We start from the raw sequence: 4,412 nt of genomic DNA on the forward strand, positions 1-4,412 counted from the left end.
GCGGCAAGCAGCCGTTTTTCCAACTTCTTGAGAAGCAGACATTTCGCCCACAAATATAGGTCCGAGCTTCTGGTGCCTTCATACCTCACTTGCAGGCCACCCCACCAGGTGGTCCTGACATGCAGAGCTAGCCAGGGGGGTGCGGAGGCTGTCCCGGAGCCTGCGGAGGCTGGCTTCCACACTCAGCCTCCGCACCATCACCGCAGTTCAGGGGCACTTTCGAAGCACGAGCGGAGGCTGCGGAGGCTACATTTCCTTACTCTCTAAGAAGGTGAAGAGCACAGCAGGAGGGAGCCCCCCACTGGCTAGCCGAGACGTCACCACCTCCTCACGGAACGTCGCCTAACCGTCCTTCCCGGACCCCTGTGGACGGCTGGTGGACAGGGACACAGCCACGGTTGGTGTTCGCTCAGGTGAGAGCGATTCAATGGGACGGCCTCCGAGGCCGTGCGATGGGCCAACATGGTTCTCGAAGGTCACAGAGTCCTTTGGGCCTGTTTCGCACGAAACCGATTGGCTGCTGTCCGAGCCGTGGGCTAAGTTGCTGCCTCGCATCCCCCTGACCGTCACACGGTCCCACCGCCATGAAGGAGCCGCTCCCCAGTGGGTCTGCACTGCCTGTATCAGGCGACAGCCTCAGAAGTCGACAGTGCCCTGCAGGAGGGGCGGCTCATCCCCGCCATGGTGGACAGCTTCCGCCAGTCGACCGGGAACTCGCCCAGCTCCGGGGAAGTCGAGTCCTGGCAGAACAGCATCTCCCATCTCGCCCAACTGGTCGTTGACGCCGGGCTCGGAGAAGTACAGATGCTGCTCGAACTGCAGCTCCCCATCGCCGATCTGCGCATGGATGCCGTCCTCGTGGGTTCACAACCCGGATCCGGTGCCATGTCCGTGGTGGTCATCGAGAACAAGCAATGGTCCAGGGCTTATCCGGTGCCCTACGGCGAACTCGTGTCCCTTTCCCAGCACCCGGCGGCCAAGTCTTATGTCCATCCCGTCAATCAGGCTTGGGGATATCAGCAGGTCCTCAGAGGCTTCGTTCCCCTGCTGCGCCGCACCCAGGTGAGGTTCATCGCCAACCTGCACAACGCCGGCCCCGACACCATCAAGGCCATCTCGCTGACCGGCATGCCGACAGCCGAACTGGTGAACTCACCGGACAGACTCTACGGTCGCATGTTCGGCGGCCATCAGCGAGAGGCCTTCATGAGCGCTCTCCGACAGGTCCTGTCCGCGGACAACGCCGCAGAACACGCCCGGGAGTTGCTTGCGGCCACGGTACGCTCCACCGAGCCCCTGATGTCCGCGATCGCCGACGGCCTCGGCGATCGCACCATCTTTCCGCTACTGGACGAGCAGCGGGAAGCCTACGACTACGTGCGGGGGCAGCTCCGGCGGTCCCGAGCGAGCCAGCACAAGGAAGTGATCGTCATCGTCGGTGAGCCGGGCACGGGCAAGAGCGTCATCGCGCTCGAACTCATGCGCTCCTTGAACGCTGACGGCACCAATAGCGTTCACGCCACCGGCAGCCAAGCCTTCACCCAGACCCTGCGTAAAAGCATCGCGCGATCTTCTCGGTCACGGGGACTGGCGTTCAGTTACTTCAACCAGTTCGCTAAACGCGACGGCAACAGCGTGGACGTCCTGATCGCTGACGAAGCCCACCGCCTGCGCGCACGCTCCAAGCCGAACAGCCCCCGAACGCAGGTCGTCGAACTCATCGAAGCGGCACGGGTTCCCGTCTTCCTGTTGGACGATCACCAGAGTGTCCGCTCCAACGAAGTCGGATCCGTGGCACTCATCCATCAGGCTGCACAGCACCTGGGGCTGAGGGTTCACCAGATCGACCTTCGGCACCAGTTCCGGTGCGGAGGAGCACCCGAGTACATCGACTGGGTCGACCGCCTTTTGGGGCTCGCCGAGGATCAGCCCCCAGCGCCTTGGCTCGGACTGGAGAACTTCGAGCTGCGTGTAGCACCCAACCCCGTGGAAATGGAGGCCTTTCTACAGGAAAGGATCCGCGAAGGCTTCGGGGCGCGGATCGCCGCCGGCTACTGCTGGCCGTGGAACAAACCCGGCCCTCAAGGTCTGCTGAACGACATTGTCATCGGAGACTGGAAACGTCCCTGGAACTCCTCCGCGGACCACTATCTGGGACGGATTCCCCCGTCCTCTTTCTGGGCCACCGACCCCGGTGGAAACGGCCAGGTCGGCTGCGTCTACACCGCGCAAGGCTTCGAGTACGACTATGCCGGCGTCATCTTCGGCAACGACCTCGTTTGGAGGAACGGCCGTTGGCTCTCCAATCCTGCGGCCAGCCACGACAACCGCATCGACAAAGGCCGAGGCTTTGACATGGCCGTCCGTAAGATCTACCGGATCCTGGCCACTCGAGGACTCAAAGGCGCTGTCTTCTACTCAACAGACCCCGAGACCAACCAACACTTCGTTGAACTCGGCATCCCGAAAATCGGGCGTAACGGATCCAGGATCTGACCCCCGCCATGCTCCTCTCAGGTTCCACGCTGGTGTGCCGTGTACTTCAGCGCGTTCCCTCTTGCCTTGTCCACCGGGTAGCGGGTCTCGTTGATAGCGACCTTGGCCCTCAGTGCCTCCTCCAGGTCCACGTCGAGCACATCGGCCAACCTCAGAAGGTAGGAGAACACGTCGGCCAGCTCCTGGCGCACCGCTTCCGCTCGCTCAGGGTCCTCCATGACCTGCGCGGCCTGCTCCGAGGTCAGCCACTGGAACTCGGCTGCCAGCTCACCGACCTCTCCCGAGAGCGCCATGACCAGGTTCTTAGGTGTGTGGAACTGAGCCCAGTCCCGTTCTTCGGCGAAGGCAGAGAGTATGGCCTGCAGCGATGAGATGCCCATATCCGACAGATATCAGAGCCCTGGCCCGGTCGGCGCCGACTCCGACCCGAACAGCAACCGGATGGTCTGGGACCTAGAGTCCTCACCCCCGAGCAACGGTCGAACTACGCGGCCCCGCTCCGCATCGGTTCCGTCCTCAGGGTGCGGTACAACGGCTCCTACACCCTCACGCGCTCACCTGCGAGGCCTCATGCCCACTTTCGTCTTCGTCTACGTCCCGACACAGCCCGTCTCCCGTGCCAACTACACCGTAGGCAAGAAGCACGGGATCTGGGGCTGGAAGGACGGCGCACTGGATCAGAAGATGCAGAACCAGCAGCACAGCGCACGTGAACTTGTGGAAAGCCTGGTTCCTGGAGACCACCTCATCTTCGGCCACTCCGTCCCCCGCGGTCCACGGGGCAACAAGGGCCGGGACCCTCTGAGCCTGACCTTCGAACACGTGATGATGACCCGGGTGACTGAGCAGCCACACCAAGGAGTGGTTCCCGTCTGGACGGACGAGGATGCGCAGAACCCCGCCGTCTACCCCAAGCGGATCCGTTTCGAGCTCGTCTGGGAGCAGGAGAACATGTCCGGTGATCTCTTGGGAGCCGAGGTCGTGGCCGCGCTCCTACAGTCCGGCAACAACCAGGGGGCACCCATCACCGTCAGCCAAGAGGCTCTGGACTTCAGCGGATTCACCGGTGAACCCCGCACCCAGCCCATGGCTGTGGAGCCCTCCGAAACCACTGGACAACCAGCCTCCGCGATGACCGTGCTTCCTGACCCGAAGAAGGCCGGACGCATCGATTACAAAAAGGACACCGTCCACGGCAAGACATGGGCAAAAATCCGCAAGGAGCACAAGGAGCTGAAAGAGGCAAAGTTCGGAAATGCGGAATACCTGGAATGCTCCTTGTGTGGCCGAACGCTGCCCGCCGCCGTGGTCCGTGCGGCTCACGTCAAAGCGCGCAAGTTCTGCCAATTGGACGAGTACTTGGAAATGGCGAACATCATGCCCGCCTGCGCGCTCGGGTGCGACGAACTCTTCGAGCACGGTTTCGTCTACGTCGACGAGTATGGCTTCGTGCGTGCAAACCCGAGCAGCAAGGCTACCCCTGCACTGGCACAGGCAGCCAAAGCTCTCGACGGGAATCTTTGTACAGCCGTGAGCCCGCACAGCACCGACTTCTACGCCTTCCATCGGGCCAAGGCGCTCGGAACAGCGCAGTGAATCATATAGGGCTCTAAAACGCGAAGCGTGACATGTCACGGGAGGGACCATCCCCGCATGCGCGGGGAGCAGGTGCGCACCTTCCGCCGCGCCACCCTGGCCGAGGGACCATCCCCGCGTGCGCGGGGAGCAGCTGAACATGGTCGGCCACTGGCCCGGGGAGCTGGGACCATCCCCGCGTGCGCGGGGAGCAGGTCGGTCCCTTCGGTGATTCTGGTGTCGGTCGGGGACCATCCCCGCGTGCGCGGGGAGCAGGTGGGCGACTTCCCAGAATCCTTCGCGGTTGCGGGACCATCCCCGCGTGCGCGGGGAGCAGACTC

At 63.1% G+C, this 4,412-nt stretch carries 3 protein-coding genes and 1 CRISPR repeat array; of the genes, 2 read left to right on the forward strand and 1 reads right to left on the reverse strand.

The window, feature by feature from the left end; all coding sequences use genetic code 11:
• Positions 1-603 precede the first annotated feature (603 nt).
• A complete protein-coding gene (locus DQW06_RS12200; protein ID WP_117198460.1) occupies positions 604-2,496 on the forward strand; it encodes a DUF2075 domain-containing protein in 1,893 nt (630 codons plus the stop codon).
• Positions 2,497-2,513: 17 nt separating this feature from the next.
• Here DQW06_RS12200 and DQW06_RS12205 read toward each other — a convergent pair whose 3' ends face one another.
• A complete protein-coding gene (locus DQW06_RS12205; protein ID WP_117198461.1) occupies positions 2,514-2,876 on the reverse strand; it encodes a nucleotide pyrophosphohydrolase in 363 nt (120 codons plus the stop codon).
• A 190-nt stretch (positions 2,877-3,066) separates the two neighbouring features.
• Here DQW06_RS12205 and DQW06_RS12210 point away from each other — a divergent pair, with 190 nt between their 5' ends.
• Entirely contained in the window at positions 3,067-4,092 is a 1,026-nt protein-coding gene (locus tag DQW06_RS12210; protein WP_117198462.1) for a hypothetical protein, read from the forward strand.
• Positions 4,093-4,135: 43 nt separating this feature from the next.
• A CRISPR array of direct repeats spans positions 4,136-4,408; the repeat unit is 29 nt; unit sequence GGGACCATCCCCGCGTGCGCGGGGAGCAG.
• Positions 4,409-4,412 lie beyond the last annotated feature (4 nt).

Origin of the sequence: Nocardiopsis sp. TNDT3 (assembly GCF_003427465.1) — a bacterium.
In the GTDB taxonomy this organism is placed as follows: Bacteria; Actinomycetota; Actinomycetes; order Streptosporangiales; family Streptosporangiaceae; genus Nocardiopsis; species Nocardiopsis dassonvillei.

Coding starts and splice junctions, on each gene's coding strand:
- DQW06_RS12205 (WP_117198461.1), bottom strand. CDS start 2,876: ATGGGCATCTCATCGCTGCAGGCCATACTCTCTGCCTTCGCCGAAGAA.
- DQW06_RS12210 (WP_117198462.1), top strand. CDS start 3,067: ATGCCCACTTTCGTCTTCGTCTACGTCCCGACACAGCCCGTCTCCCGT.